At 71.9% G+C, this 23,769-nt stretch carries 22 protein-coding genes; 3 read left to right on the top strand and 19 right to left on the bottom strand.

Annotated features, from left to right (window positions below):
• Nucleotides 1–25 precede the first annotated feature (25 nt).
• Together FH609_RS22285 and FH609_RS22280 are read right to left on the bottom strand one after the other, a co-directional pair.
• Nucleotides 26–955, bottom strand: coding sequence for a DUF2510 domain-containing protein (locus tag FH609_RS22285; RefSeq protein ID WP_139670853.1), 930 nt, complete (start codon nt 953–955; stop codon nt 26–28).
• 216 nt (nt 956–1,171) lie between these two features.
• Nucleotides 1,172–2,371, bottom strand: a complete 1,200-nt coding sequence (locus tag FH609_RS22280; protein ID WP_139671135.1) for a cation:proton antiporter — start codon at nt 2,369–2,371, stop codon at nt 1,172–1,174.
• A gap of 271 nt (nt 2,372–2,642) precedes the next feature.
• Here FH609_RS22280 and FH609_RS22275 point away from each other — a divergent pair, with 271 nt between their 5' ends.
• Nucleotides 2,643–3,548, top strand: coding sequence for a 5'-3' exonuclease (locus FH609_RS22275; RefSeq protein ID WP_139671132.1), 906 nt, complete (start codon nt 2,643–2,645; stop codon nt 3,546–3,548).
• Between the two features lie 210 nt (nt 3,549–3,758).
• Here FH609_RS22275 and FH609_RS22270 read toward each other — a convergent pair whose 3' ends face one another.
• From FH609_RS22270 to FH609_RS22215, 12 genes are all read right to left on the bottom strand, one after another.
• Nucleotides 3,759–4,349: a VOC family protein gene (locus tag FH609_RS22270; protein WP_139670851.1), complete on the bottom strand. Its 591-nt coding sequence runs from the start codon at nt 4,347–4,349 to the stop codon at nt 3,759–3,761.
• 190 nt (nt 4,350–4,539) lie between these two features.
• On the bottom strand, nt 4,540–7,350 hold the full coding sequence (locus tag FH609_RS22265; RefSeq protein WP_139670849.1) for a DEAD/DEAH box helicase: 2,811 nt from the start codon (nt 7,348–7,350) through the stop codon (nt 4,540–4,542).
• Between the two features lie 117 nt (nt 7,351–7,467).
• The gene (locus FH609_RS22260; protein ID WP_139670847.1) at nt 7,468–8,367 is read right to left on the bottom strand and encodes a diacylglycerol kinase; all 900 of its coding nucleotides are present in this window, start codon (nt 8,365–8,367) and stop codon (nt 7,468–7,470) included.
• A gap of 19 nt (nt 8,368–8,386) precedes the next feature.
• Complete coding sequence (gene tatC, locus FH609_RS22255; protein ID WP_139670846.1) at nt 8,387–9,289, bottom strand: twin-arginine translocase subunit TatC; 903 nt, start codon at nt 9,287–9,289, stop codon at nt 8,387–8,389.
• An 82-nt stretch (nt 9,290–9,371) separates the two neighbouring features.
• Nucleotides 9,372–9,638 carry a Sec-independent protein translocase subunit TatA gene (gene tatA / locus FH609_RS22250; protein WP_139670844.1) on the bottom strand — a complete coding sequence of 89 codons (267 nt, stop codon included), beginning with the start codon at nt 9,636–9,638 and terminating at the stop codon, nt 9,372–9,374.
• Between the two features lie 141 nt (nt 9,639–9,779).
• Complete coding sequence (locus FH609_RS22245) at nt 9,780–10,019, bottom strand: hypothetical protein (protein ID WP_193318003.1); 240 nt, start codon at nt 10,017–10,019, stop codon at nt 9,780–9,782.
• Between the two features lie 3 nt (nt 10,020–10,022).
• Nucleotides 10,023–10,991 carry a helix-turn-helix transcriptional regulator gene (locus FH609_RS22240; protein ID WP_139670842.1) on the bottom strand — a complete coding sequence of 323 codons (969 nt, stop codon included), beginning with the start codon at nt 10,989–10,991 and terminating at the stop codon, nt 10,023–10,025.
• Between the two features lie 75 nt (nt 10,992–11,066).
• Nucleotides 11,067–12,020, bottom strand: coding sequence for a helix-turn-helix transcriptional regulator (locus tag FH609_RS22235; RefSeq protein WP_139670840.1), 954 nt, complete (start codon nt 12,018–12,020; stop codon nt 11,067–11,069).
• Nucleotides 12,021–12,171: 151 nt separating this feature from the next.
• Nucleotides 12,172–12,543 (bottom strand): FKBP-type peptidyl-prolyl cis-trans isomerase, encoded by a 372-nt coding sequence (locus FH609_RS22230; RefSeq protein ID WP_139670838.1) that lies wholly within the window; start codon nt 12,541–12,543, stop codon nt 12,172–12,174.
• A 76-nt stretch (nt 12,544–12,619) separates the two neighbouring features.
• On the bottom strand, nt 12,620–13,615 hold the full coding sequence (locus tag FH609_RS22225; protein WP_139670836.1) for an FKBP-type peptidyl-prolyl cis-trans isomerase: 996 nt from the start codon (nt 13,613–13,615) through the stop codon (nt 12,620–12,622).
• An 85-nt stretch (nt 13,616–13,700) separates the two neighbouring features.
• Nucleotides 13,701–15,062 (bottom strand): Pup--protein ligase, encoded by a 1,362-nt coding sequence (gene pafA / locus FH609_RS22220; RefSeq protein ID WP_139670834.1) that lies wholly within the window; start codon nt 15,060–15,062, stop codon nt 13,701–13,703.
• 9 nt (nt 15,063–15,071) lie between these two features.
• On the bottom strand, nt 15,072–16,331 hold the full coding sequence (locus FH609_RS22215) for an MFS transporter (protein ID WP_139670832.1): 1,260 nt from the start codon (nt 16,329–16,331) through the stop codon (nt 15,072–15,074).
• A gap of 115 nt (nt 16,332–16,446) precedes the next feature.
• Here FH609_RS22215 and FH609_RS22210 point away from each other — a divergent pair, with 115 nt between their 5' ends.
• Nucleotides 16,447–17,487, top strand: coding sequence for a LacI family DNA-binding transcriptional regulator (locus FH609_RS22210; protein WP_226961880.1), 1,041 nt, complete (start codon nt 16,447–16,449; stop codon nt 17,485–17,487).
• Nucleotides 17,488–17,516: 29 nt separating this feature from the next.
• On the opposite strand, the gene prcA is transcribed toward FH609_RS22210, so the two are convergent.
• The 5 genes from prcA to arc form a co-directional block, all read right to left on the bottom strand.
• Nucleotides 17,517–18,305, bottom strand: a complete 789-nt coding sequence (gene prcA, locus FH609_RS22205; RefSeq protein WP_139670830.1) for a proteasome subunit alpha — start codon at nt 18,303–18,305, stop codon at nt 17,517–17,519.
• A 67-nt stretch (nt 18,306–18,372) separates the two neighbouring features.
• Complete coding sequence (gene prcB / locus FH609_RS22200; protein ID WP_139670828.1) at nt 18,373–19,215, bottom strand: proteasome subunit beta; 843 nt, start codon at nt 19,213–19,215, stop codon at nt 18,373–18,375.
• A 141-nt stretch (nt 19,216–19,356) separates the two neighbouring features.
• Nucleotides 19,357–19,575 (bottom strand): ubiquitin-like protein Pup, encoded by a 219-nt coding sequence (locus FH609_RS22195; RefSeq protein ID WP_097230087.1) that lies wholly within the window; start codon nt 19,573–19,575, stop codon nt 19,357–19,359.
• A 123-nt stretch (nt 19,576–19,698) separates the two neighbouring features.
• Nucleotides 19,699–21,210 (bottom strand): depupylase/deamidase Dop, encoded by a 1,512-nt coding sequence (gene dop / locus FH609_RS22190; RefSeq protein ID WP_139670825.1) that lies wholly within the window; start codon nt 21,208–21,210, stop codon nt 19,699–19,701.
• Nucleotides 21,211–21,404: 194 nt separating this feature from the next.
• Entirely contained in the window at nt 21,405–23,189 is a 1,785-nt protein-coding gene (gene arc, locus FH609_RS22185; RefSeq protein ID WP_405379071.1) for a proteasome ATPase, read from the bottom strand.
• Nucleotides 23,190–23,436: 247 nt separating this feature from the next.
• Between arc and FH609_RS22180 the strand changes: the two genes are divergently transcribed.
• Nucleotides 23,437–23,754, top strand: a complete 318-nt coding sequence (locus FH609_RS22180; RefSeq protein WP_139670821.1) for a ferredoxin — start codon at nt 23,437–23,439, stop codon at nt 23,752–23,754.
• The last annotated feature ends 15 nt before the right edge of the window (nt 23,755–23,769 follow it).

The raw sequence follows: 23,769 nt of genomic DNA, 5'->3' as shown, positions 1-23,769 counted from the left end.
ACGGGGTTACTTTACGGGCGCGCGGCTAGGCAGCGGTACCTGGCCCGTCGGAGACGGTCGTCGCACCGTTCAGAATCAGCTCCAGATCGGACAAAGGCGGACCGTTGTCGGTGTCGTCCCAACTCAGCCGCAGCAGCAGGAGGATGGACGGGTCCCGGGGCGAGGGAAAGGCGACCGACTCGACGACCGCCGAGCTGAACGGCGTGGTCAGGCCGACCCGCACCCGGTATCCGGGCTGGCCGGCGACGGTGACCGGCTCGGCGAGCAACTCCTCGCTGCCGAAGACGCCGCCGTAGGCCTCGGCCGGGTAGGCGGCCCGTTGGAAGGCGGCGACGTCGGAGCGGGCCGCGCCCTCGGCGGAGAGCGTTCCGGCGTCCGGCACCGCGTGCAGGCTGGCGGCGCCGGCCAGGCAGTCCAGGGTCTCGTCGGCCGGGCAGGGGTAGGTGTCGCGCGCCAGCGAGACCACGCCGTCCGTCCGGCGTTCGTCCCATCCCTCGGGCAGCGGCAGGGCCACGCCCTCGACCTGGGTCTCGGTCAACGGGCCGTCCAGCGCGGGGTGTTCGCCCGTGGGCGAGGGGCCCTCGCCGTCGGTCGGCAGGGGCGCCGGCCGGCCGCCGTCGCCCAGGAAGAGCGCGGCGACCAGGGCGGCCGTCACCGCCAGGGCCAGCAGCCCGAAGCCAACGACGGCCCGGTCCCGCCGCCGGCCCCGGGCGGCGGGGTCGGGCGCCGGGTCGGCGGCCGGCGGGGCGGAGGGCGGCTCGCCGGGCAGCGTGGGCAGCGAGTGCGGGCGGGCGGCGGCGTCGGCGGGCAGCGAGGGAACGGTCGGGGTGCGCGCCCCCTCGGCCGGCCTCGTCCTGGCGGTCCAGGCCGCACCGTCCCACCAGCGCTCGCGCGCCGGCTCGCCCGCTGGTCGGCCCGGGTCCTGGTACCAGCCGGGCGGTGTGGTCTGGCTCACCCGCTGAACTTCTCACACCAGCGCCGTCGCGGCCAGTGGCCGCGCGATGACCCGTGATCACCACCGTCGGATACGACCAACGCCCGGCACACGGCCGGGCGTTGACGCGGAACTGAACGCATGGGGGGACGTCGGAGGACACGGTGGAACGGGACCGGGCGCGCGGGACGCTCGGGCCGGGGCGGCCCGTCGGGGTGGCTCCCGCAGCGCCCCGAGCTACCTGCCGGAGTTCGCCGGCTCCGGCTCGGGGATGGCCGCCGCCTCCTCGCCAGGGGTGTTCCGGCCGCCGGGCAGGATCTTGGCCAGCCAGTGCGAACGCCCGGCGACCAGCGGCGCGAGCACCGCGAGGATCAGCACATAGCCGGCGATGAACGGCGACAGCCGCTCGTCGAGCCCGGCCGCCGCGGCCATGGTGGCCAGGATCAGCGCGAACTCGCCCCTGGCCAGCAGGGTGGTGGAGACGTTGGCGGTGGGCTCGGCGCCGAACCCGTAGATCCGGGCGGTGAACAGGCCGGCGCCCACGTTCATCACCACGGTGATCAGCACCGCGATCAGCACCGGCCAGATGACGGTCGGCAGGTCGCCGGGCGCGATGGAGAGCCCGAAGCCGAAGAAGAAGATCGCGGCGAAGGCGTCGCGCAGCGGGTGGACCAGCTCCCTGATCCGTTCGCCGTTGGCGGTGTTGCCCAGGATCAGGCCGACCATGAAGGCGGCGATGGCGTCGGCGACCCCGAACTGCTCGGCGATCCCGGAGACCAGCACGGCCGCGCCGAGGAACGAGATGACCAGCAGCTCGTCGTCCTTGATGGCAAACAGCCGGCCGATGAGCTTGGTGCCCCAGCGGGCCGCGATGGCCAGCAGCAGCAGGAAGCCGAACGCCTTGGCGATCTGCCAGGCGGTCTCGCCGGCGCTCTCGGAGCCCGAGATCACCGGCTGGAGAGCGGCCAGGTAGAGGGCGAGAAAGATGTCCTCGACCACGATGATGCCCAGGATGGGCTTGGTCTCCGGGTTACCGATGCGGCCGGCGTCCACCAGGATCTTGGTGACGATGGCGGAGGACGAGATGCCCAACACACCGGCCAGCACCAGCGCCTCGGACGTGCCCCAGCCCAGCGCGAAGCCGAACCCCAGCCCGGCGCCGACGTTGAGCGCCAGATAGGCGCAGCCGGCCACCGCCATCTTCTTGCCGCCGGTCTTGAGGTCGTCCATGTGGAACTCGAGACCGAGGTAGAACAGCAGCAGCACGAGGCCGAGCGCGGAGAGCATCTCCAGGTCGTGCGGGTCCTCCAGCAGCACGAAGCCGGGGGTGTTGGGGCCGAGGAGTATCCCGGCCAGGATGAAGAGCGGAATCGTGGGCAGGCCTATGCGGCCGCCGAGGCGGGCGAGGAACGCGGCGGCGACGAAGGCGCCGCCCATCGCGAGCAGGGTGTCAGCGTGTCCCATCCCGCATCACCCCCGGGGGCGGAGCGACGGGGAAACGGACGGGAGAGCGGCGGGACCAGTGAGGGTGCCGGGTCGGGTGGGCGTCGGCAAGTGAATGTCTCCTTCTCGGCGTCCGGACGGCTCGGCAAAGTGAGCGTCAAGAAATCGTTAATATTTAGCTTACCAAACGATTTCTGGGCCACCAGAGGGCGTGGCGAAATTGTCGGTGGTGTGCGGCATGATCCGTCCTGTGACCACACGTCTGATGCTGCTCGACACCGCCTCGCTGTACTTCCGCGCCTACCACGGCGTGCCCGACTCCGTTCGCGCCCCCGACGGCACCCCGGTCAACGCGGTGCGCGGACTGCTGGACTTCATCGCCAGGCTGGTCAAGGACCACCGGCCCGACGCGCTGGTGGCCTGCATGGACGAGGACTGGCGGCCCGCCTGGCGGGTGGCGCTGATCCCCACCTACAAGGCCCACCGGGTGGCCGACGAGGTGCCCGACGGCGCCGACGTCGAGGAGGTGCCGGACACCCTCAGCCCCCAGGTGCCGGTGATCGAGGCGGTGCTCGACGCGGTGGGCATCCTCCGCGTCGGCGCCCCCGAGCACGAGGCCGACGACGTCATCGGCACGCTCAGCCACCGCGCCGCCGGGCCCGTGGACATCGTCACGGGGGACCGCGACCTGTTCCAACTGATCGACGACTCCCGGGGAGTTCGGGTCCTCTACCCGGTCCGTGGCATGGCGAACCTGGCGGCGTTCGACGAGGCAGCGCTGCGGGAGAAGTACGGCGTGGACGGCCCCGGCTACGCGGAGCTGGCGCTGCTGCGCGGCGACCCGAGCGACGGGCTTCCCGGGGTGCCCGGGATCGGCGAGAAGACGGCGGCCAAGCTGCTGGCCAGGTACGGCGACCTGGCCGGCCTGATCGCCGCGCTGGACGACCCGACCTCCGGGCTGACGCCGGCGCAGCACCGCCGGCTGCGCGAGGCGGCGGACTATCTGGCGGTCGCGCCCCGGGTGGTGCGGGTGGTCACTGACCTCCCGCTGCCCGAACGGGACGCCACGCTGCCGGCCTCCCCCCGGGACCCGGAGGCGCTGGCCGCGCTGAACGAACGCTGGGGCCTGGGCGGCTCCCTCTCCCGCCTGGTCGCTGCGCTGGCTCGCTGAGCCGGCCCGCTGGGCGGGCCGGCGACTCGGGGCGCCCGCGCCCCGGACACCGGCCAGGGCCACGCGTGCGGGAGGCGCGGCCGCCCGGGGGGGTTCACCGCCCAACCAGCCCATCTCGGAACGAGGTGCGCAGGCGGCGGAGGCGGCGGAGGCGGATGACGATGTGGGCGAGCGGCACCGCCCCGCTCCCCCAGCCCGTCGGGAACGGGATCAGTTGGTGACGTGAAACTCGTTGCCGCCGGCGTCGAGGAACTCGCCGGGCTGGCGGTCGCGATGGGTGACCTCCAGTCGCAGCCTGTTCCGCGCCGCTTTCGGCGCCGCAGGCGGCCCCATCACCAGCGAGACCGTGCTGGTGGGGCTCTGCCGAAGGCGGACGCCCCAGTCGTGGGACTCGACCGCGTGCCAGTCCGCCTGGGACTCCCAGAAGGAGGGCTGCGTGTAACGGTCCTCCTCGGTCACGTCAAGGCAGATCGCGACGAGGCCGGAGTCAGCGAGCACTCCGGGATGCCCGGGACGCAGCACGCAGAACTCGTTGCCGTCCGGATCGGCCAGCACATCCCAGGGGACGTCCCCCTGGCCGATGTCGATTCGCGTCGCACCGAGTGTGAGCAGGCGCGCCACCTCGATCTCCCAGTCCGGACCCCCGGCCAGGTCGAGGTGGAGTCGGTTCTTGCCCGCCTTCGGCTTCGCCGTCGGCACGAACCGCAGCCGCAGGCCGCCTGTCCGGCCCCGCGTCGCGTCCTGCCAGAAGCGTTCCATGCGCGCGACATCCAGCGCGTCGATCACGATCCCGGTCAGCATCCCGTTCCCCTAGCCGTTCGAACCCGTCGCCTGCCCTCGCCCGCCGCGCCCCCGGCAGGGGCCGAACGCCCGCACCCCGAAGCGGCCGGCCGCCGGGCGCGAGCGCATACCGCCAACTCCCCCACCAAGCAGACCTGTTCGCCGGCCGCAGGCCCCGCCGGCCCTGGGCCCGACCCGGCCCGACCCGGGCTCAGCCCAGGGAGCTGTACGCCACCACGCCCCGCAGGAGCTGGTCCACGGCCTGCCGCGCGGTCCTGCCCACGCCGCTGCCCTCGGGGGCAGCGGCGGACAGCTGGCCCAGCACGTCGATGACCTGCTTGCACCAGCGGACGAAGTCCCCGGCCGGCATCTCCGCGTCGCGCAGCACCGCGTCCAGGCCCTGGCCCTGCGCCCAGCGGTAGACGGGCCAGGCGAAGCCGAGGTCGGGTTCGCGCTGCCCGACGCCGGTCACGGTGCTGATCCGGTGGCGTTCCTCCAGCGCGTCCAGCCGCCCCCAGATCCGCACCATCTCGCCCAGCGCCTGCCGGGTCCGCCCGTCGGGCACGTCCGGCGCGGGCGCGTCGTCGGCGGAGCGCGCCTCGTAGACCAGCGCGGAGACGCACGCGGCCAGTTCGGCCGGGTCGAGCCCCTCCCACACGCCGTCCCGCAGGCACTCGCTGGCCAGCAGGTCCAACTCGCCGTAGAGCCGGGCCAGTCGGCGGCCGTGTTCGGTGACCTCGTCGCCGCGCAGGTAGTCCAGCTCGGTCAGCAGCGCGGCGACCTGGTCGAAGGTCCTGGCGATGGTGTTGGTGCGGCCCGCGATCCGGCGTTCGAGCTGCCGGGTGTCGCGGCGCAGCCGGTGGTAGCGCTCGGCCCACCGCGCGTGGTCCTCGCGGGACTCGCAGCCGTGGCAGGGGTGCGCCCTGATCTCGCGGCGCAGGCGCGCGATCTCCTGGTCGTCGGCGGCCTGGGCGCGTTCCTTCCGGTGCCGGCGCGGCTCCACGTGCCCGGCCTTGGTGCGCAGCGCGGAGGCCAGGTCGCGGCGGGACTGCGGGCTGCGCTGGTTGAACGACCTGGGGATGCGCATCCGGCCGAGCGCCTCGACCGGCACCGGGAAGTCCATCGAGCCCAGCCGCTTGACCTGCCGCTGCACGGTGAGGACCAGCGGGCGCGGCCCGTCGTGGTGGTCGAAGCCCCGGTGTCCGCCGCTGCGCCCGTCCGGCATTCCCGGGTCGAGGACGAGCGCGAGGCCGGCGAACTTGCCGGTGGGCACGTGGATGATGTCGCCGGGCCGCAGCTTCTCCAGCGCGTCGGAGGCCGCCGCCCTGCGCTGGGCGACGCCCTGCCGGGCCAGTTCGGTCTCGCGTTCCTTGAGCTGCTGCCGCAGCCCGGCGTACTCCTCGAAGTCGCCCAGGTGGCAGGTCATCGCCTCCCGGTAGCCCTCGAGACCGGTCTCGTTGCGCTGCACCTGGCGGGAGATCCCCACCACCGAGCGGTCGGCCTGGAACTGGGCGAACGAGGTCTCCAGCAGCTCCCGGGAGCGGTGCCGGCCGAACTGGGCGACCAGGTTGACGGCCATGTTGTACGAGGGCTTGAACGAGGAGCGCAACGGATAGGTGCGCGCCCCCGCGAGCCCGGCGAGCGCCGCCGGGTCCATGCCGCGCTGCCAGAGGACGACCGCGTGCCCCTCGATGTCGATGCCGCGCCGCCCGGCGCGGCCGGTGAGCTGGGTGTACTCGCCGGGGGTGATGTCGGCGTGCTGCTCGCCGTTCCACTTGACCAGCTTCTCCAACACCACCGAACGCGCCGGCATGTTGATGCCCAGGGCCAGGGTCTCGGTGGCGAAGACGGCCTTGACGAGGCCCTCGACGAACAGCTCCTCGACGATCTCCTTGAACCGGGGCAGCATCCCCGCGTGGTGCGCCGCGATGCCGCGTTCCAGGCCCTCCAGCCACTCGAAGTAGCCCAGCACATGGAGGTCCTCGTCGGGGATGGCGGAGGTGCGGCGCTCGACGATCTCCCGCACGCGGGCGCGCGCCGGCGCGTCGTTCAGGCGCAGCCCGGCGGCGAGGCACTGCTGGACGGCGGCCTCGCAGCCGGCGCGGCTGAAGATGAACGTGATGGCCGGGAGCAGGCCCTCGGCGTCGAGCCGGTCGATGACCTCGACGCGGCTGGGCGTGTAGAGCCGGTTCCGCTGCCGCTTCTCGCGCTCCCGCTCGGCGGCCCTGCGCCGGTCGCGGACGTTGCGGTTGCGCTCACGCGCGCCCCAGGAGCGGGTGTTCTCCAGGCGTGCCATCCGCAGCAGGTCGGGGTTGACCTCCCGCTTGCTGTCGGACTCGGCGAACAGGTCGTAGAGCCGGCGCCCCGCCAGCACGTGCTGCCACAGCGGCACCGGCCGGTGCTCGGAGACGATCACCCGGGTGTCGCCGCGCACGGTGTCCAGCCAGTCGCCGAACTCCTCGGCGTTGGAGACCGTGGCCGACAGCGAGACCAGCGAGACGGACTCGGGGAGGTGGATGATCACCTCCTCCCAGACGGCGCCCCGGAACCGGTCGGAGAGGTAGTGCACCTCGTCCATCACGACATAGCCGAGGTTGGTCAGGGCGGTGGAGTTGGCGTAGAGCATGTTCCGCAGCACCTCGGTGGTCATCACGACCACGGGGGCGTCGGAGTTGACACTGTTGTCGCCGGTCAGCAGGCCGACCCTGTCCTCGCCGTAGCGGCGCAGCAGGTCGGCGTACTTCTGGTTGGAGAGGGCCTTGATCGGCGTGGTGTAGAAGCACTTCCGGCCCTGGCTGAGCGCCAGGTGGACGGCGAACTCCCCCACGATCGTCTTGCCCGAGCCGGTCGGCGCCGCGACCAGCACGCCCTGCCCGGCCTCCAGGGCCTGACACGCCTCGATCTGGAAGTCGTCCAGGGCGAAGTCGTAGAGATCACGGAACGGGGCGAGAGCGGTCCGCTCGTCCGCGGCCCGACGCCTCGACTCGGCGTACCGCTCGGCGGGAGACATGTGCTCGGTCATCGTCTCCCGAGCCTACCGGCCCGCCGGCCCGCTCTCCCTGGCGTTCTTCCGGGGCCGGCCGGCCGGGCCATCCGGGCCGGGCGAGCCATCCGGCCCGGGCGGGGGCGGAGGCCGGGATCAGGCCGGCCCGGGCGTCAGCACCCGCACCGCGCCGGGAACGCACTCGGCGACCAGCGGCAGCGGCCCCAGCGGCTCGCCGTCGGCGTAGCCGGTGACGCCGGGCGACGCCAGCTCCACGCGGCGGGCCCGGTGGGTGGTGACGACGGGGTGGCTCAGGTGCGTGCCCCGGTAGACGCGGGGGAAGACCCGCAGCAGCGTCGAGCGGCGGCAGGGGCCGACGACGGTGACGTCCAGCAGCCCGTCGCCGAGGTCGGCGTCGGCGCAGATCCGCATCCCGCCGCCGTAGGAGGGGCCGTTGCCGACGGCGACCAGGGTGGCGTCCAGCTCGCGCCAGGGCCCGTCGTCCAGCCGCAGCCGGTAGGGCAGCGGGCGCAGCGCGGCCAGCTCGGCGACCATCGCCAGGTCGTAGCGGAGCCCGCCACGTGGCCAACGCATCCCGTTGGCGCGGTCGTTGACGCGGGAGTCGAAGCCGGTGGCCAGCACGCTGCCGAACCAGGTCCCGCCGGCCCGCCCCAGGTCGACGGCGCGCGGCTGCCCGCGCTTGAGCGCCTCGGCGATCACGCGGGCGGCGGCCCTCGGGTCGCGCAGCGGCAGCCCGAGGGCGCGGGCGATGTCGTTGCCGGTGCCGACGCCGACCAGCCCCAGCGGGGTGGCGGTGCCGGCGACGGCGCGCAGCGCGAGGGAGGACATCCCGTCGCCGCCGAGGGCGACCAGGGCCCCGGTGCCGGCGGCGACCGCCTCGTGCGCGCGGGCCAGCGCGTCGTCCGCGTCGAGGCCGACCAGCACCCGGACGGCGATCCCGGCCTCGCGCAGCGTCCCGGCCACGGGCTCGGCGGCGCGCCGCCCTCTCCCCCGCCCGGCCACCGGATTGATCAGCAGGGTGACCTCACCGCTCATCCGGCGGCCGTTCCACGGCTCATGTCACGTCGTCGTCGTACCCGTTGACCGGCCGGTCGTCGTCGAGCCGCTGGGCGGGGCCGACCGGCTCGGGCGTCAGGTCCAACTCGGACGCCTCGTCGTCGGCCAGCTCGGCGTCGGCGTCCCGCTTGCGCCGGCGGCGGTCGTTGAGCATGGCGATGCCGCAGGCCAGGAAGTAGAGGCCGGTGACGGGGATCTGGAGCGCGATCATCGACATCAGGTCGGTGGGCGTGATGGCGGCGGCGAAGAGCGCGATGCCCATCACCATCCAGCGCCACCAGCTGATCATCCGCTTGCCGGAGACCACCCCGCCCAGGTTCAACAGGACCAGCAGCAGCGGCAGTTCGAAGGAGATGCCGAACGCGAGGGCCAGCCGGACGGTGATGTCGAGGACCTCCTCGACGCTCACGAAGTTCTGCGCGTCGTCGGCGCTGAAGCTCAGCAGCACGGGGATCGCCCGGGGCAGCAGCCAGTAGGCGAAGTAGGTGCCGGTGAGGAACAGCGGGACGCCGACCCCGACCACGGCCCGGCTGTACTTCTTCTCGTTGCGGTGCAGCCCGGGCGCGATGAACGCCCAGAACTGGTAGAGCCAGACCGGCGAGGCCCCGATGAGGCCCACCAGCAGGGACACCCGCAGATAGGTGGCGAACGGCGCGGTCAGGCCGTTCTGCGCCAGCACGGCGCAGCGCTTCTCCTCGGCCTCGGGGTCGCTCAGATCACAGATCGGCACCGGATCGGTGAGGAAATCCATGATGTCCTTGGCGAAGAACGCCGCCACGATCGCCACGATGACGACCGAGAGCGCCGCGATCCCCAGCCGGTTGCGCAACTCACGAAGATGCTCGGTGAGCGGCATCCGCCCTTCGGGGTCCTTCGGCGGTTTACGCGCGGTCTTGAGCACCCCACGTCCTCATCTCGTCGGGCGGCCGGTGTCCCACCCGGCCGCCTGCCCTCACTGCACGGTCACGGTGAACGTCGCGGCGTCAGCCCTTGGTCTGACCCCTGGGCTCGTCCACGGGCCGGGCGGCGGTCGCCTCGCCGGGGGTGGGCTCGATGCTGCGCGGGGCGACGACCGGTTCGGCGTCGTCGGCCGGCTTGTTGTTCTCCGCCTTCATGGCGGCCGTCTCACTCTTCATGATCCGCATCGACTTGCCCAGCGCCCTGGCGGTGTCCGGCAGGCGCTTGGAGCCAAAGACCACAACGACGACGAGGAAGACGATGAGAAGGTGCATAGGGGAGATAGCGCCCATGATGTGTCTTCTCTCTCTTCGGGTCTCTCTTCGAGATTTGGGATCTGACGCTGGCGGTGATGGAGGAATCGCGACCACCAGCCACACGATCAGCAATCTTAACGCCCAGGGGTAAACACAAAGCAATGCTTGGGCGTCGCTCTATTCTTCCCGGATCTCCGTTCCGACACCCGGGGAGATCTCCCGGCGCACCCGGCCCGACCTGGTCGCGAGCGGTGCGGCGGCCCGTTCCAGCTCGTCGGCGGCGCGGCCGAGCCGTTCCGTTCCCTCGGCGACGGCGCGGGAGAAACGAGCCACCTCGATCCCCACCCGCACCGCGAGAACCCCGAGCACGGCGACCCCGGTGAAGGTCAGAAGAACGAGCGCCATCGGCCAGAACACGGGCTATCCCAACTCCTCGTAGCCGCGCAGCGCGGCCCTGGCCGCCTCGCGCGCGCTGTCCGCCAGCCCCCGGGGGGCGACGATCCGCCCGTCGCCCCCGAGCCGGAGCGCGAGCCGGCGCAGCGTGGTGGGGTCGGGGGTGCGCAACGTGATCCGCAGCCCGCCGTCCGGCAGTTCCTCGGCCTCGTCGTGCGCGTAGTACTCGGCGACCCACCGGCCGCCGGGGCCGACCTCGATCACCACCTCCGGGTCGGTGGGCGCCGGCTGCACCAGGCCCTCGCTCAGGTCGCGCGGCTCGATCGGCGGCGGGTCGGCCGGCACGTCCAGCAGCTCGATGCTGGCCACCCGGTCCAGCCGGAACGTGCGCCGTGCCTCGGTGCGGTGGCACCACGCCTCGACATAGGTGTGGCCGACGGCGAACAGCCTGATCGGGTCGATCTCCCGGTCGGTCAACTCGTCGCGGCCCGGCGAGTAGTAGCGGATGCGCAGCCGCCGCCGCTCGGCGATGGCCCGGTCCACCTCGGCGAAGACGCCGCCCTCCGACTCGAAGGTGACCGAGACCCGCGAGCTGGCCCTGGCGCTCTCCCCCGCCGCCGCCTCCAGCTTGGCGGTCAGCCGCAGCAGCGCGTCCCGGTCGCCCTCCCGCAGCCCGGGCATGGTGGCCACGGCGCGCGCCGCGACCAGCAGCGCGGTCGCCTCGTCGGCGGCCAGCCGCAGCGGCTGCCCGGTGGTGGAGCCGGTGGCCTCGGCGTTGTACCACCAGATGTGCTCGCCGTCGGTGTCGATGTCCAGTAGGTCGCCGCCCCGGAAGCTGGTGCCGCACATCGGCAGCACGCTCAGGTCCGAGATCAGCTCGTCCTGGCTCACGCCGAAGGCGCGCGCCACCTCGTCGACCCTGGCGCCCGGCCGCTCCCGCAGATAGGTCACCAGCGACAGCAGTCGCCTGGTGCGGTCAATGGCGGTGGTCGCCATGTCGTCGTCTCCCCCTCCTGCCCTTCTCCTGCCCTGCGTGGGCCCGTGTCGCCGGGCCGTGCCCTCGCCCCGCCGTCAGCCCTTGGCGACGGCGCGCAGCCGTTCCAGCACGTCGGCCCGCAGCTCGGCCGGCTCCAGCACCAGCACGTCGGGCCCGAACTCGACCAGCCAGGCGTCGAGTCCGTGCCCGTAGGGGATCTCCAGCTCGTCCCACTCCACGCCCCGGCTGATGAACCGCGTCGCGCGGGCGCGCAGCGGGTAGCCAGCGCCGGCGCGCAGCCTGATCCGCGCCTGCGCGGTGGCGTGCTCCCCGGCGAACGCGGCCACGTTCTCGCGCACCGCCACCTGGTCGGGGACCTCGGCGGTGAACTCCCCGGACCGCGACCTGACCCGCCCGACGATCCGGGAGAGCCGGAAGACCCGCTGCGCCCGCCGCTCCCGGTCCCAGCCGGCCAGGTACCAGTTGCCGTGCCAGCACTCAAGCGCCCAGGGCTCGACGTGCCGCACCTGCGCGGTCGCCGCGTTGGACTTGCGGTAGTCGAAGGTCACCAGCCGGCGGTCCCGGCAGGCGATCATCAGCGGCTCGAACGCCGCCTCCCCGGCCGGCACCCTCGGCTCGATGGCGCTGTAGCGGTCCTGTTCGGCCTCGACCATGGGCACGCCGGCGGCGCGCAGCTTCTGGAGCGCGCCGCTGGCCGCGCCGGCGAGCCTGGCCTGCTGCCAGACCTTGGCGACCAGGCCCAGCGCGGCGGCCTCGGCCGCGTCCAGGGTGACCGGGGGCAGCCGGTTCAGGTCGCGGCGGGCCAGATAGCCCACCTCGCCGTCCAGGCTCTCCACGGTCTCGATCACCATGCCCAGCTCGCGCAGGTCGTCCTTGTCCCGCTCGAAGGTGCGGTTGAACGCGTCCTCCGAGGTCACCTCGATATACGCCTCGATGGAGGTGCGCAGCTCGCGCTTGCTCAACGGGCGGGCGGTGTTCAGCAGGCACAGGGCCAGGTTCATCAGCCGCTCGGCCTTGGCGATGGCCATCGCACCGCCACCCCCTTCCGTTCGTCCGTCTCGTTCCCCGGCCGGCGCGCGGCGGTCGCCCCAACCTCCCCCGGGCGCGGGGGCGTTCGGGGACACAACGCGTGGGCCCACCCCCGCGAAGGGGATGGGCCCACGGTACCGCCTGCGTCGTTCAGGCCGAGACCAGGTCGCAGACGAAGATCAGCGTCTCGCCCGGCTTGATGCGTCCGCCGGCCCCGGCGTCGCCGTAGGCCAGGTGCGGCGGGATGGTCAGCTGCCGGCGGCCGCCGACCCGCATCCCCTGCACGCCCCGGTCCCAGCCGGTGATGACCTGGCCGGCGCCGAGCTGGAACCGCAGGGGCTGACCCCGGTTCCAGCTGGCGTCGAACTCCTCACCGGTGCTGAAGGCCACGCCCACATAGTGGACGGAGACCTGGGCCCCGGCCTCGGCGACCGGGCCTTCCCCCACCCAGAGGTCCTTGATCTCCAGGTCGGCCGGCGGCTCGCCTCCCGGGAAGTCAACCTCGGGCTTCTCGTTCTTCACCGAAAACCACTCCTACGAAGGATCGTCGCATCGCGTCGGTTGTCGACGCGCGAGGCGCCTCGGGCTCGAAGAGCCCTCAGGCGGCGCCGATGATGTCGACCACGAAGACCAGGGTCGAGCCGGCCGGAATGCCGCCGTTCTCCTGGTCGCCGTAGGCCATGTCGGGCGGGATCACCAGCAGGACCCGGTCGCCGACGTGCTTGCCCACCAGGCCCTGGTCCCAGCCGGGGACCACGGAGCCGGTGCCGATCTGGAAGGCGGAGGCCGACTCGCGCTCCCAGGAGGAGTCGAAGACCTCGCCGTCGGCCCAGGTCACGCCCGTGTACTGGACGACCAGGGCCTGCCCGTTGGCGACCTCGGGCCCGTCGCCCTCGACCAGCAGCTGCTCCTGGAGCTCCGCCGGCGGGTCCTCGCCCTCGGGGACGGTGATCTGCGGGCCCTCGTCGGCCATCTCCACGGTCGGCAGGCCGTCCTCGGTCTCGGCCTGCTCGCCCTCGACGGACCCGGCCGGGTCCACGCTGGCGGCGGCGACGATGTCGAAGACCCAGACGACGCCGTCGTCCTCCTGGAGCCCGACCTGCTGGGCGGCGGCCCCGAGCAGCTCGCCCGCCTGGCCCTCGACCTGCACCCGGCTCCCGACCTGCTGCCCGACCAGCGGCTCGGTGACCGTCTGCGGCAGCGAGGACTCCACGTTGGCCTGCGCGATCACCTGCGGCTTGGCGCCGTCCTCGGACTGCTCGGTGGGCTCGCCCTCCGTGGTGCGCCAGGTGTTGACCAGCTCCGCCTCCTGCGCCACGGCCGTGGCGACCACGTCCATCCGCAGGTAGTCGCCCTCGGCGACCTCGGCGCCCTCGCCCTCCCTGAGCACCTCGACGACGGTCTCCTCGGCGACCGAGGCGTCGGCGTCGATCTCGATCTCGGGCTGCTCACCTGGCTCGCCCGAGACGGTCGCCACCGGACCGTCGCCATTGCCCTCGTCGTCGCCCGATTCGGAGCCGCAGGCGGCGGTCAGGAAGAACGCCGGCACGGCCAGCGCCGCGACGATGCGGTGCGCTCGTTGTGTGGGGATCATGAGTCCAACTCGCGGTAGGAACGGCCGGGGCGGGACCCCGCTGGTCCCGCCCACCCTACGACCTCCGGCACGCTCCGCGTGTCGCTCACATGCCGGCGATGAGCTTCTCCACCCGCTCGTCGACGGACCGGAACGGGTCCTTGCACAGGACCGTCCGCTGGGCCTGGTCGTTCAGCTTCAGATGGACCCAGTCCACCGTGAAGTCCCGCCGCTGCTCCTGCGCCCGGCGGATGAAGTCCCCGCGCAGCCTGGCCCTGGTGGTCTGCGGGGGAACGGACTTGCCCTGGAAGATCTTCAGGTCGTTGCAGATCCGCTCCGCCTGGCCCCTGCGCTCCAGCAGGTAGTACAGGCCACGGCGGCGGTGGATGTCGTGGTAGGCGAGGTCTATCTGCGCCACCCTGGGGTGCGACATGGTCAGGTTGTGCTTGGCCCGGTACCGCTCGATCAGCTGGTACTTCATGACCCAGTCGATCTCGGTGTTGATCTTGTCCAGCTGCTCGCTGCGGATCGCCTCCAGCGTCCGCCCCCACAGCTCCAGGATCTTCTCGGTGAGCCCGGAGCGCATCCCTCGGCGCTCGCAGAAGTCCAACGCCTTGTCGAAGTACTCCTGTTGGATCTCCAGCGCGGACGCCTCCCGGCCGGTGGCCAGGCGGACCTTGCGCTGGCCCGTGGTGTCGTGGCTGACCTCGCGGATGGCCCGGATCGGGTTCTCCAGGGTGAGGTCGCGCATCACCGTGCCCGCCTCGATCATCCGCAGCACCAGGTCGGTCGCGCCCACCTTGAGCAGCATGGTGGTCTCGGACATGTTCGAGTCGCCGACGATCACATGGAGGCGGCGGTACCGCTCGGCATCCGCGTGCGGCTCGTCCCTGGTGTTGATGATCGGCCGGGAACGGGTGGTGGCCGAGCTGACCCCCTCCCAGATGTGCTCGGCGCGCTGGCTGACGCAGAACACCGCGCCCCTGGGCGTCTGGAGCACCTTGCCGGCGCCGCAGATCAGCTGCCGGGTGACGAGGAACGGGATCAGCACGTCGGCCAGCCGGGAGAACTCCCCGTGCCGGGCGACCAGGTAGTTCTCGTGGCAGCCGTAGGAGTTGCCGGCGGAGTCGGTGTTGTTCTTGAAGAGGTAGACGTCGCCGGCGATGCCCTCCTCGTGCAGCCGCCGCTCGGCGTCGACGAGCAGGCCCTCGAGGATGCGCTCGCCCGCCTTGTCGTGGGTGATCAGCTCGGTGACGTTGTCACACTCCGGGGTGGCGTACTCCGGGTGCGAGCCGACGTCCAGATACAGCCGGGCACCGTTGCGCAGGAAGACGTTGCTGCTGCGGCCCCATGACACGACGCGGCGGAAGAGGTACCTGGCCACCTCGTCCGGGGACAGCCGTCGCTGGCCACGGAACGTACAGGTGACGCCGTACTCGTTCTCCAGCCCGAAAATGCGGCGATCCATGAGTGAACATTACGCCTGATGCCCGCTTCTGAAACCGGGTTCGAGCGCGGCGTTTCGATCATTTCGCGATTCCGCCGACGGCGTGGACTCGCCCCTGGGAACTGCGAGAACGCGGCGGGTGGCGAGCAGCACCAGCACCCCGAGCCACCCCGAGACGCCGGCGACCAGGAAGCCGGCCGCCTCCTGCCCCCACTCGATGACCGGCCCCGCGACCGCCGTGCCGACGGCCGCGCCGACCCCGAAGGTGGTGACCAGCCAGGAGAACGCCTCCGTCACGGTGCCGCGCGGCGCGTGCCGGTCGATGACCACGAACGCGCAGGCCAGCGCGGGCGCGAGAAAGATCCCGCAGACCCCGGCGAGCAGCGTCATCAGCGCCACGGAGGCGGGCACCAGGGCCAGCGGGAGATAGCCGGCCGCCAGCGCGGTCACCAGCACCAGCAGCCGCGACTCGGCAGGCCCGACCCAGGGCCTGGCGCCGTAGCACAGCCCGCCGACCAACGCGCCCACGCCCAGCGCGGAGAGCAGATAACTGGCCACCAACTCGTCGCCCCGCGCGTCCGCGTAGGCCACGGCGGCCACCGAGATCGCGCCCAGCGCCATCCCTATGCACAGGAAGCAGCCCAGCAGCGCGCGCAGCCCGCCGGAGCGCAGCGCGCCCAGCCAGTGCGCCTCGCGCCGCTCGCCGCGCCAGGCCCTGGACGGCTCGGAGACCACCACGGTGAGCGCGCCGAGCAGGCCGACCACGTTGATCACCAGCAGCGCCGCGCCCTCCGACCAGGCGGCGACCAGCAGCATCACCACCAGCGGGCCGCCGGCGAACATCACCTCCTGGGCGACGGCGTCCAACGCGTAGGCCCTGCGCACCCGTTCGGGCGCGCCCAGCACGGTCGACCACAGCGCGCGGAGCGCACCCTCCAGCGGCGGGGTGGTGAGCCCGGCCAGCAGCACCAGGGCGGCGGCCAGCGGCACTGAGCCGGTGCCGACCAGCGCCAGCGCGGTCATGGCCAGCGCGGAGACCAGCGCGGCGGGGAACATCAGGCGCTGCCCGCGCCGGTCCACGAGCCGGCCCAGCAGCGGCTGGCCGACGGCGGTGGCCAGGCCGTGGACGGCGGCCAGCGCGCCGGCCAGCGAGTAGCCGCCGCCCTCGGCCCTGGTGAAGAGCACGATGGCCAACGGGGCGGTGCCGTGCGGGAGTCGGCCCACCAGCGTGCCGGTCAGCAGGCGCAGCACATGGGGGGAGCGCAGCAGTTCCCCGTAGCCGGCGGCCATGGGTTCACCCTTCGTCAGTGTTACGTATAACGACCTCCGATTCTACGTACGATGGCCCGATCCGGAAGGCCGAGAACCGGTCTCTCGCCCGTGACCCGCTCCCCGAGGAGGGCCCGTGGCCCAGGCGCGCCCGCCGACCAGCCGTGACGTGGCCGAGCGCGCCGGCGTCTCCCAGGCGACGGTCTCGCTGGTGCTGCGCGACCGCTGGCGCGGCCGGGTCTCGCCCGCCCGCGCCGAGGCGGTGCGGGCCGCCGCGCGGGAGCTGGGCTACCGGCCGAACCTGGCGGCCCGCACCCTGCGCCTGGGCCGCACCCGCACCGCGCTGGTGGTGGTGCCGGCGCTGACCAACGACTTCTTCGGGCGGGTGCACGCGGGCGCGGCGACGGTGGCGGCCGAGAACGGGCTGCACCTGGTGCTCTACCCCTCGCCCGAGGGGGTGGGCCCGGCGCCCGACCCGTTCGCCTCGGCGGCGGCGACCCTGGACGGGGTGCTGGCCTCGTCGATGGCGGCCGAGGCGCTGAGCGCGCTCAGCGCGGCGGGGCTGCCGCTGGTGATGCTGGACAGCGAGCCGGGCCGGGCCCCGGCGGCGGCCACCGTCAACCCGGACATCGCGGCCGGGATGCGGCAGGTCGCCGACCACCTGCGGGAGTTGGGGCACCGCAGGATCGCCCATGTCGCGGCCGACGTCGACTCCTGGACCTTCGCGGTGCGGGCCGCGACCCTGGCCGAGCGGCTGCGCTCGACGGGCGCCCCGGCGCCGCGCACCGAGCGGGCCGAGCTGAGCGTGGTCGGCGGGCTGGTGGCCGCCGAACGGGCGCTGGCCGCCACGCCCCGCCCCACCGCGCTGGTCTGCGACGACGACGTGCTGGCCGCCGGCGCCTGCAAGGCGGTGCGGCGGCTGGGGCTGCGGGTGCCGGAGGACGTGTCGGTGACCGGCTTCGACGATCTGGCGCTGGCCACCACGGTGGAGCCGGAGTTGACCACGGTCAGCCTGCCGGCCGAGGAACTGGGCGCGGCGGGGATGCGGGCGCTGCTGGCCGTGCTGGAGGGTGCCCCGGAGGGCTCGCGGAGCACCGGTCGGCGTGACACCGTGCTTCCGGTGCGCCTGGTCCGGCGCGGCACCACGGCGCCGCCGCCCGACCGAGCCCCGGGATGAGCCCCGGGATCAGTCGGGCGGCGGCGGGGTCACTTCTCGCCGTTCTTCTTGGGGTCGCTCTTCTTCGGGGCGTCGTCCGACTCCTCCGGGGCGTCGCTGTCGCCGTCGGGGACATCGTCGCCCGCCGCCAGCAGGTCCGCGAGCTGACGCTGCAACACCCGCTTGAACTTGCGCTGTTGCGGCCGCTTGCGGTCCAGGACCGCGACCTCGAGCTGCTCGGTGGTGATCTCCCGCTCGGTGCCGCCGCTCTCCCTGGCCAGCGACGCAACGGCCAGCCGCAGCGCCTCGCCCAGGCTCATGTCGTCCCGGTGCCGCTGGCTGAGGTAGCTGCCGATCTGGTCGGAGTTCCCGCCGACGGCGACCGAGCCGTGCTCGTCGATGATCGAACCGTCGTGGGGCAGCCGGTAGATCTCGTCCTCGGCCGGGGTGGCCCCGACCTCGGCGACCAGCAACTCGACCTCGTAGGGCTTCTCCACGGTGGCCGAGAAGATCGTGCCCAGTGTCTGGGCGTAGAGGTTGGCCAGGCCGCGGGCCGTCACGTCCTGCCGGTCGTAGGTGTAGCCGCGCAGGTCGGCGTAGCGGGTGCCGCCGATGCGCAGGCTCTCGTACTCGTTGTACTTGCCGGTCGCGGCGAACGCGATCCGGTCGTAGATCTCGCTCACCTTGTGCAGCGCGCGCGAGGGGTTCTCGGCGACAAACACGATGCCGTCGGCGTACTGGAGCACCACCAGGCTCCGGCCGCGCGCGATGCCCTTGCGGGCGTACTCGGCGCGGTCGGCCATGGCCTGCTGGGGTGAGACATAGAACGGCGTGGACACCGGAGTTGTCCCTTCACATCTGGTCGGTCACAGCGAAATGGTCGGCATCGCGGGCTGGGCGAGGCCCCTAGACGACGGGCGCCTGCGGGCCGTTGGGCCGTCCCAGGCGCGCGTCGTGGACGGTCCTGGCGACCTCGGACGCCTCGTCCTCGGTCAGGCGGCGGATGCCGTCCTCGGTGATCACCATGACGATGGGGTAGATCCGGCGCAGCAGGTCGGGGCCGCCGGTCGCCGAGTCGTCGTCGGCGGCGTCGAAGAGGGCCTGCACCACGACGGTGACGACCTGCTCCTCCGTCAGGTCCGCGTGGTGCAGCTTCTTCAACGAGCCGCGGGCGAAGACCGATCCGGAGCCGACGGAGGCGAAGCCCGTCTCCTCGGTGCGGCCGCCGGCCACGTCGTAGGAGAAGATCCGGCCACGCCCGTGGACCAGGTCGTACCCGGCGAAGAGCGGGACCACGGCCAGGCCCTGCATGGCCATGCCCAGGTTCCCCCGGATCATCGTGGAGAGGCGGTTGGCCTTGCCCTCCAGCGAGAGCACCTCGCCCTCGACCTTCTCGAAGTGCTCCAACTCCAGCTGGAAGAGCTTCACCAGCTCCACGGCGATGCCCGCCGTGCCGGCGATGCCGACCGCCGAGTACTCGTCGGCCGGGAAGACCTTCTCCATGTCCTTGGTGGCGATGACATTGCCCATGGTGGCGCGGCGGTCGCCCGCCAGCACCACCCCGTCGGCGAAGCTCGCGGCCACGATGGTGGTGCCGTGCACCGCCTCCACCGGGCCCTCGATCGGGGGCAGCGACCGGCCGGGCAGCCGCTCGGGCGCGTGCTCGGAGAGGAAGTCCAGAAACGAGGACGACCCCGGCCGCAGGAAGGCCGCCGGGAGTCGCCCCTGGTCGTGGGAGTTGGCTGCCACAGGTTTCCTTCCAGATAGGCGAAACGGTCCGCTGCTCCGGGCCAGCGGTGGGCCGGGCAGAGGCAGCGTACGTCACGGACCCTACCCGTCACATGGACATGATCCACATGCGTCGGAAGCGATAACCCGGCAGCCGCCGGCCTACTGGCCGCCCTTCTGAACGAAGCTGCGCACGAAGTCCTCGGCGTTCGACTCCAACACCTCGTCGATCTCGTCCAGGACCGAGTCCACATCGTCCGTCAGGGCCTCCTGACGCTCCTTGAGATCCTCGGAGACCTCGGCGTCCTGCGCCTGCTCCTCGGTCTCCTCGCTGGTACGCGACGCCCTCTGCTGGCCGCCGCCGGTGTCCTTGGTCGCCATCTCCCTCACCCCATGCTCAGCTGTGACGTGACAAGATCAGACCCTACTAGCCGGGGCTGACATCGGCTTCTCGGAGCAACAACGTCCGGAACCCACCCCGATCATTCCCTGATCGGGGGCGAGTCAGCCGCCGGAGAGCGCCTTGACGAGATCTTCGGCCGTCTCGGAGCGCTCCAGCAACCCCTCCACGTGCTCCCTGGTGCCCCGCAGCGGGTCCATGGTCGGCACCCGTTGGAGCGAGTCGCGCCCGGGCAGGTCGAAGATCACCGAGTCCCAGGAGGCGGCCGCCACATGCTCCGCGTACCGCTCCAGGCAGCGGCCCCTGAAGTAGGCCCTGGTGTCCTCCGGCGGCTGCCGCCGCGCGCGGGTCACCTCGTCCTCGTCGAGCAGGGTGCGCATCCGGCCGCGCGCCACCAGCCGGTTGTAGAGGCCCTTGTCGGGCCGGACGTCCGCGTACTGGAGGTCGACGAGGTGCAGCCTGGCGGCCTCCCAGCCCAGCCCGTCGCGGCGCCGGTAGCCCTCCATCAGCTCCCGCTTGGCCACCCAGTCCAGCTGGTTGGCCAGGCTCATCGGGTCGCTCTCCAGCCGGGTCAGCACGTCCTCCCAGCGCGTGAGCACGTCCGCCGTCTGCTCGTCGGCGTCCGCGCCCCAGCGCTCCTCGACGTACTTGCGGGCCAGCTCGTAGAACTCCATCTGGAGCTGGACGGCGGTCAGTCGCCGGCCGCTGCGCAGCGTCACCAGCTCCTTGAGCGAGGGGTCGTGGCTGACCCGGTGCAGGGTGCGCACCGGCTGGTCCACGGCGAGGTCGACGGCGATGAAGCCGTCCTCGATCATGGACAGCACCAGCGCGGTGGTGCCCAGCTTCAGATAGGTGGAGATCTCCGAGAGGTTGGCGTCGCCGATGATCACATGGAGGCGGCGGTAGCGCTCGGCGTCCGCGTGCGGCTCGTCCCTGGTGTTGATGATGGGGCGCTTGAGGGTGGTCTCCAGGCCCACCTCGACCTCGAAGTAGTCGGCGCGCTGGCTGATCTGGAAGCCGTGCTCCCCGCCGTCCTGCCCGAGCCCGACCCGGCCGGCGCCGCAGACCACCTGGCGGGAGACGAAGAACGGCGTCAGGTGCCGCACGATCTCGGAGAACGGGGTCTCCCGCTTCATCAGGTAGTTCTCGTGGGTGCCGTAGGAGGCGCCCTTGTTGTCCGTGTTGTTCTTGTAGAGCAGGATCGGCTGGGCGCCCGGCACCTCGCCGGCGCGCTGGGCCGCCTCGGCCATGATCCGCTCCCCCGCCTTGTCCCAGAGCACCGCGTCCAGCGGGTTGGTGGTCTCGGGGGCGCTGTACTCGGGGTGGGCGTGGTCGACGTAGAGCCGGGCGCCGTTGGTGAGGATGACGTTGGCCAGGCCGATGTCCTCGTCGGTGAGCTGGCTGGCGTCCGCGTTGTCCCTGGCCAGGTCGAAGCCCCTGGCGTCGCGGAGCGGGTTCTCCTCCTCGAAGTCCCAACGGGCTCTTCTGGCGCGGTGCATGGCCGCCGCGTAGGCGTTGACGACCTGGGAGGAGCTGAGCATGGCGTTGGCGTTGGGGTGGCCAGGGACGGAGACGCCGTACTCGGTCTCGATGCCCATCACTCGCCGTACGGTCATGCGGCCCTCCTTGCCTCGCGGTGTCCTCAAGGACCCGGTCGCTGCCTAGCAGCCTAGGCGACACGGGGTGCGGTGAGGAGATCACCGCGAGTTTCCTTGGACGGTCTGGGAACGCGTCCGGCTGCGGGCCACGCGTCTCGCGTGCCCCGCAGCCGGACGTCGTCGCTCGCTGCTCTGATTCGGTCCTACAGGTCCTACAGGTACTGGCCGGTGTTGGCCACCGTGTCGATGGAACGGCCGGTGTCGCCGCCCTGCTTGCCGGTGACCAGCGTGCGGATGAAGACGATCCGCTCGCCCTTCTTGCCGGAGATCCGGGCCCAGTCGTCCGGGTTGGTGGTGTTGGGCAGGTCCTCGTTCTCCTTGAACTCGTCGACGCAGGCCGAGATCAGGTGGGAGACGCGGATGCCCTTCTGCTGGTGGTCGAGGAAGTCCTTGATCGCCATCTTCTTGGCCCGGTCCACGATGTTCTGGATCATGGCGCCGGAGTTGAAGTCCTTGAAGTACAGGACCTCCTTGTCACCGTTGGCGTAGGTGACCTCCAGGAAGCGGTTCTCCTCGGTCTCCGCGTACATCTGCTCCACGACGGTCTGGATCATGCCGTCGACGGCGGCCTCCGCGTTCCCCTGGTGCTCGCCGAGGTCGTCGTCGTGCAGCGGCAGGCGCGGCGTGAGGTACTTGGAGAAGATGTCGCGGGCGGCCTCGGCGTCCGGGCGCTCGATCTTGATCTTCACGTCGAGTCGTCCCGGGCGCAGGATCGCCGGGTCGATCATGTCCTCGCGGTTGGAGGCACCGATCACGATGACGTTCTCCAGGCCCTCCACGCCGTCGATCTCGGAGAGCAGCTGGGGAACGATGGTGTTCTCCACGTCCGAGCTGACGCCCGAGCCACGGGTACGGAAGAGGGAGTCCATCTCGTCGAAGAAGACGATGACCGGCGTGCCCTCGCTGGCCTTCTCCCTGGCCCGCTGGAAGACCAGGCGGATGTGGCGCTCGGTCTCGCCCACGTACTTGTTGAGCAGCTCGGGGCCCTTGATGTTGAGGAAGAAGCTCTTCCCCGCCGGCTTGCCGGTGACCTCGGCGACCTTCTTGGCGAGGGAGTTGGCGACGGCCTTGGCGATGAGCGTCTTGCCGCAGCCGGGCGGGCCGTAGAGCAGCACGCCCTTGGGCGGGCGCAGCTCGTGCTCGCGGAACAGGTCAGGGTAGAGGTAGGGCAGCTCGACCGCGTCCCTGATCAGCTCGATCTGGCCGCCGAGGCCGCCGATCCTGGTGTAGTCGATGTCCGGGACCTCTTCGAGGACCAGCTCCTCGACCTCGCTCTTGGGCACCACCTCGAAGACGTAGCCGGAGCGCGGCTCCAGCAGCAGCGCGTCCCCGGCCCGCAGGGTCGAGGCCATCAGCGGCTCGGCGAGCTTGACGACGCGCTCCTCGTCGGTGTGGCCGACGACCAGCGCGCGCTCGCCGTCCTCCAGGACCTCCTTGAGGGTGACGATGTCGCCGGCGTTCTCGAACTCCATCGCGGCGACGATGTTCAGCGCCTCGTTGAGCATGACCTCCTGGCCACGCCGCAGCTCGGCGAGTTCGAGTCCGGGGCTGACGTTGACCCGGAGCTTGCGGCCGCCGGTGAAGATGTCGGCGGTGCCGTCCTCGTTGGCGGTCAGGAACACCCCGAAGCCCGAGGGCGGCTGGGCCAGCCTGTCTACCTCCTCCTTGAGCGCGACGATCTGGTCGCGCGCCTCCCGAAGGGTGCTCGCGAGCCGTTCGTTCTGCGCGGACACGCCGGCCAGATTCGTCTGTAGCTCAACGATCCGCTCTTCGAGAATCCGAGTGTGCCGCGGCGAATCGGCCAGCTTGCGGCGCAGGACGGTGATCTCCTGCTCAAGGTCGGCGATCTGGCGGGCCTGGTCGTCGGAACCTCGCCCGGACCGGATGCCGCGGTTGCTGTCGTCGTTCTGGGATACCACGGTCCTCACCTCCTCCAAGGGGAGCTGGACGCTTCCAGACCCTACCTGGACCGGTGCAGTTCGAAACCCCTAGATCACAAAGACGGTCGGGGCGTGTCCGATCTTCACCCTTGCGCACTCCCTCACGCCAGGGGGATACCCACCCCGCGCCGTAAGGAAGCGGCCGGTTGTATCGTCGGTGGTGGTCAACACCCGTCGGGGACAGCCGCTTTTGCCGTTCCCGCGCCGTACGGGCCGCCACGAGCGGGCAAGGAGCGACAGCCGGATGAGCACGCGGAACGAGGCTCCCGAGGCCGAGGAGCTGGAGGTCTGGATCGACCAGGACCTCTGCACCGGGGACGGGATCTGCGCCCAGTACGCGCCCGAGGTGTTCGAGCTGGACATCGACGGTCTGGCCTATGTGAAGCCGCCGGCTCAGCCGGGCGAGGAGGCCGAGTTGCTGACCGATCCCGGGGCCAGGGCGGTCGTTCCGCTGCCGCTGCTGCGCGAGGTGTCCGACTCGGTCAAGGACTGTCCGGGGCAGTGCATCCATGTGCGGCGGGCCTCGGACGGCGTCGAGGTGCTGGGGCCCGACGCGGACTGAGTCGCGGCGCCCTTT

Source organism: Streptomyces sp. 3MP-14, from assembly GCF_006334905.2.
GTDB lineage: Bacteria > Actinomycetota > Actinomycetes > Streptomycetales > Streptomycetaceae > Streptomyces > Streptomyces triticirhizae.
The sequence above is the reverse complement of the archived record's forward strand: the minus strand, read 5'-3'. Positions and strand labels throughout refer to the sequence as shown.

Bases quoted from the DNA above. Each gene is read 5' to 3' on its own strand.
- FH609_RS22280 (WP_139671135.1), bottom strand. From the start codon at position 2,371: ATGGGCGGCGCCTTCGTCGCCGCCGCGTTCCTCGCCCGCCTCGGCGGC.
- FH609_RS22275 (WP_139671132.1), top strand. From the start codon at position 2,643: ATGCTGCTCGACACCGCCTCGCTGTACTTCCGCGCCTACCACGGCGTG.
- FH609_RS22270 (WP_139670851.1), bottom strand. From the start codon at position 4,349: ATGCTGACCGGGATCGTGATCGACGCGCTGGATGTCGCGCGCATGGAA.
- FH609_RS22265 (WP_139670849.1), bottom strand. From the start codon at position 7,350: ATGACCGAGCACATGTCTCCCGCCGAGCGGTACGCCGAGTCGAGGCGT.
- FH609_RS22260 (WP_139670847.1), bottom strand. From the start codon at position 8,367: ATGAGCGGTGAGGTCACCCTGCTGATCAATCCGGTGGCCGGGCGGGGG.
- tatA (WP_139670844.1), bottom strand. From the start codon at position 9,638: ATGGGCGCTATCTCCCCTATGCACCTTCTCATCGTCTTCCTCGTCGTC.
- FH609_RS22240 (WP_139670842.1), bottom strand. From the start codon at position 10,991: ATGGCGACCACCGCCATTGACCGCACCAGGCGACTGCTGTCGCTGGTG.
- FH609_RS22235 (WP_139670840.1), bottom strand. From the start codon at position 12,020: ATGGCCATCGCCAAGGCCGAGCGGCTGATGAACCTGGCCCTGTGCCTG.
- FH609_RS22225 (WP_139670836.1), bottom strand. From the start codon at position 13,615: ATGATCCCCACACAACGAGCGCACCGCATCGTCGCGGCGCTGGCCGTG.
- pafA (WP_139670834.1), bottom strand. From the start codon at position 15,062: ATGGATCGCCGCATTTTCGGGCTGGAGAACGAGTACGGCGTCACCTGT.
- FH609_RS22215 (WP_139670832.1), bottom strand. From the start codon at position 16,331: ATGGCCGCCGGCTACGGGGAACTGCTGCGCTCCCCCCATGTGCTGCGC.
- FH609_RS22195 (WP_097230087.1), bottom strand. From the start codon at position 19,575: ATGGCGACCAAGGACACCGGCGGCGGCCAGCAGAGGGCGTCGCGTACC.
- dop (WP_139670825.1), bottom strand. From the start codon at position 21,210: ATGACCGTACGGCGAGTGATGGGCATCGAGACCGAGTACGGCGTCTCC.
- FH609_RS22180 (WP_139670821.1), top strand. From the start codon at position 23,437: ATGAGCACGCGGAACGAGGCTCCCGAGGCCGAGGAGCTGGAGGTCTGG.